The 2,014-nt window shown below is 64.3% G+C and carries 5 protein-coding genes; 1 reads left to right on the top strand and 4 read right to left on the bottom strand.

All coding sequences use genetic code 11. From position 1 onward, the window contains the following. Positions 1 to 85: 85 nt before the first annotated feature. On the top strand, positions 86 to 571 hold the full coding sequence (locus EN893_RS31080; RefSeq protein WP_127269524.1) for a hypothetical protein: 486 nt from the start codon (positions 86 to 88) through the stop codon (positions 569 to 571). Positions 572 to 606: 35 nt separating this feature from the next. On the opposite strand, the gene EN893_RS31075 is transcribed toward EN893_RS31080, so the two are convergent. The 4 genes from EN893_RS31075 to ureA form a co-directional block, all read right to left on the bottom strand. Further along, positions 607 to 912 (bottom strand): urease subunit beta, encoded by a 306-nt coding sequence (locus tag EN893_RS31075; protein ID WP_127269525.1) that lies wholly within the window; start codon positions 910 to 912, stop codon positions 607 to 609. Between the two features lie 8 nt (positions 913 to 920). Continuing rightward, complete coding sequence (locus EN893_RS31070) at positions 921 to 1,508, bottom strand: HupE/UreJ family protein (protein WP_127269526.1); 588 nt, start codon at positions 1,506 to 1,508, stop codon at positions 921 to 923. 32 nt (positions 1,509 to 1,540) lie between these two features. After that, entirely contained in the window at positions 1,541 to 1,795 is a 255-nt protein-coding gene (locus tag EN893_RS31065; protein WP_127269527.1) for a DUF1272 domain-containing protein, read from the bottom strand. 10 nt (positions 1,796 to 1,805) lie between these two features. After that, positions 1,806 to 2,014, bottom strand: a 209-nt coding sequence (gene ureA, locus EN893_RS31060; RefSeq protein WP_128362058.1) for an urease subunit gamma, incomplete at its 5' end; no start/stop codon positions are given.

Genomic DNA, 2,014 nt, shown 5'->3' with positions numbered 1-2,014 from the left:
GGAAAGGAACCTTCGCCGGGCGGGATTCGTTTTGTTCTTTTCGCGCTAACCCGCGCCCCGAAACGATTTCTCTCAGGAGCGAGCGATGGCGATCACTTTCTCGACCAGAATGCAGGCAGTCGCCGCCATGGCGTTCCTGGCGGCTGCCGGTCCGGCTACCGGATTGAAGGCGCAAGGGCTGGAAAGCACGGAGACCGTCAACCGCATCGTCGGCTCGCAGGTCAAGCAGGAAGAGACCAAGGCCACCACTGAGGCCGCAAACGTCAACACGGCGATCGACCGCACGCGTGAAAACATCGGTACGGTACGCAAGACGTCCAAGCTCGACAAGGTCGACATCGTGTTCCTCACCGACGCCGCGCGCAGCGAAGGCGGCCCGCCGCCGGAGATCGAAAGCAAGGTCAAGCAGCATCAGGACGACATCACCGAGCTGCGCAAGGAGATCGAAGCCAACGCGCTGCTGTTCAACGCCATCGAATCGCAGCGCGTGCAGGCGCAGGATGTCCTTGCCGTCGAATTCGACGATCCCGGAAAGATCGTCATCTACGCCGCGGCCAAGCCATCGAACTGAGCTGAGCGCGCCGAAAGATCTCACAGCTTGAGATCTCACAGCTTGCCCATCACCTTCTGCTGAAATCCGTAGACCTCGCGCTTGCCGCCGAGCGGCACCAGCGTGACATCGCGCTCCTGGCCCGGCTCGAAACGCATGGCCGTGCCCGCGGCAATGTCGAGGCGCATGCCCCTGGCGCGCTCGCGGTCGAATTTCAGCCCCTCATTGGTCTCGAAGAAATGGTAGTGGCTGCCGACCTGGACCGGCCGGTCGCCGCTGTTGGCGACTTTCAGGGTGACGGTCGGCAGGCCCTTGTTGAGCTCGATGTCGCCGCCCACCGTGATGATTTCACCGGGGATCATGGTCGCCCTCACACGATGCCGAAGGCGAGACCGATGCCGATCGCCGCACAGGCGGCACCGGCAGCACGGGCCACTCCACGGAACCGGATGCCGAGACTGAGACCGGCAGCGATGCCGGCGGCATGCAGCAACAGCGTGGCGATGGCAAAGCCGGCCATGTATTCAAGCCCGCCGGCATTCTCCGGCACCTCGGTGCCATGCGCGTGGCCGTGGAAAAGTGCGAACAGGCCGATGATGGCGACCCCGGCCGAGACCGGCAGATCGATCGCCAGCGCCACCAGCAGCCCGAGCGTCACGACCGATGCCAGTATGCCCGGTTCGACGAAGGGCAGCGGCATGTGCAGCATACCCAGCGCGCCGCCGACCAGCATGACGCAGACAAAGGCCGCCGGCCAGGCAAGAACCGCCTTGCCGCCCTTGAGCGCCGCCCACAGCCCGACTGCGGCCATCACCGTCATATGATCGAGCCCGGAAAGCGGGTGCATGAAGCCGGCCGTGAAGGAGGAGGCCGTGCCGATGCCGACATGAGCATAGGCCGGCATGGCAGCGGCCAGCAGCAGGATCGCCGACAGGCAGAGGCGTTTGGCGGGGATCATCTGTTTGCCTTTCGTTTTGCTCGGTCTGGTGTTTACGCCGCCTTGCTGGGACCGCAGCCTTCAGCCTTGAGAACGCGTCTGCTCGACGCCGGATATTTCTTCAGCATCGCTGGCGGGCGGATCGGCCGCGCCGAAAAACCACCGCCGCAATTGGGGCAGATGCCGCCCAACACCTGTTCCACGCATCCGGCGCAAAAGGTGCACTCGAAGGTGCAGATCAGCGCATCCGTCGCCTCCGGCGGCAGGTCCTTGTCGCAGCATTCGCAGTTGGGACGCAGCTCCAGCATCCTGTCCTCCTCAACGGATCGGTTCGTGCACGGTCACCAGCTTGGTGCCGTCGGGAAAAGTCGCCTCGACCTGCACGTCATGGATCATCTCGGCGATGCCTTCCATGACTTGCGCGCGGCTGACGATATGAGCGCCGGCTTCCATTAGTTCGGCGACCGGACGGCCGTCGCGGGCGCCTTCGACGACGAAGTCGGTGATCAGCGCGATCGCTTCCGGAT

Origin of the sequence: Mesorhizobium sp. M7A.F.Ca.CA.004.04.2.1, assembly GCF_004022825.1 — a bacterium.
GTDB lineage: Bacteria > Pseudomonadota > Alphaproteobacteria > Rhizobiales > Rhizobiaceae > Mesorhizobium.
The sequence above is the reverse complement of the archived record's forward strand: the minus strand, read 5'-3'. Positions and strand labels throughout refer to the sequence as shown.

Excerpts from the sequence above, each read along its gene's own strand:
- EN893_RS31065 (WP_127269527.1), bottom strand. The coding sequence starts at position 1,795 with ATGCTGGAGCTGCGTCCCAACTGCGAATGCTGCGACAAGGACCTGCCG.
- EN893_RS31080 (WP_127269524.1), top strand. The coding sequence starts at position 86 with ATGGCGATCACTTTCTCGACCAGAATGCAGGCAGTCGCCGCCATGGCG.
- EN893_RS31070 (WP_127269526.1), bottom strand. The coding sequence starts at position 1,508 with ATGATCCCCGCCAAACGCCTCTGCCTGTCGGCGATCCTGCTGCTGGCC.
- EN893_RS31075 (WP_127269525.1), bottom strand. The coding sequence starts at position 912 with ATGATCCCCGGTGAAATCATCACGGTGGGCGGCGACATCGAGCTCAAC.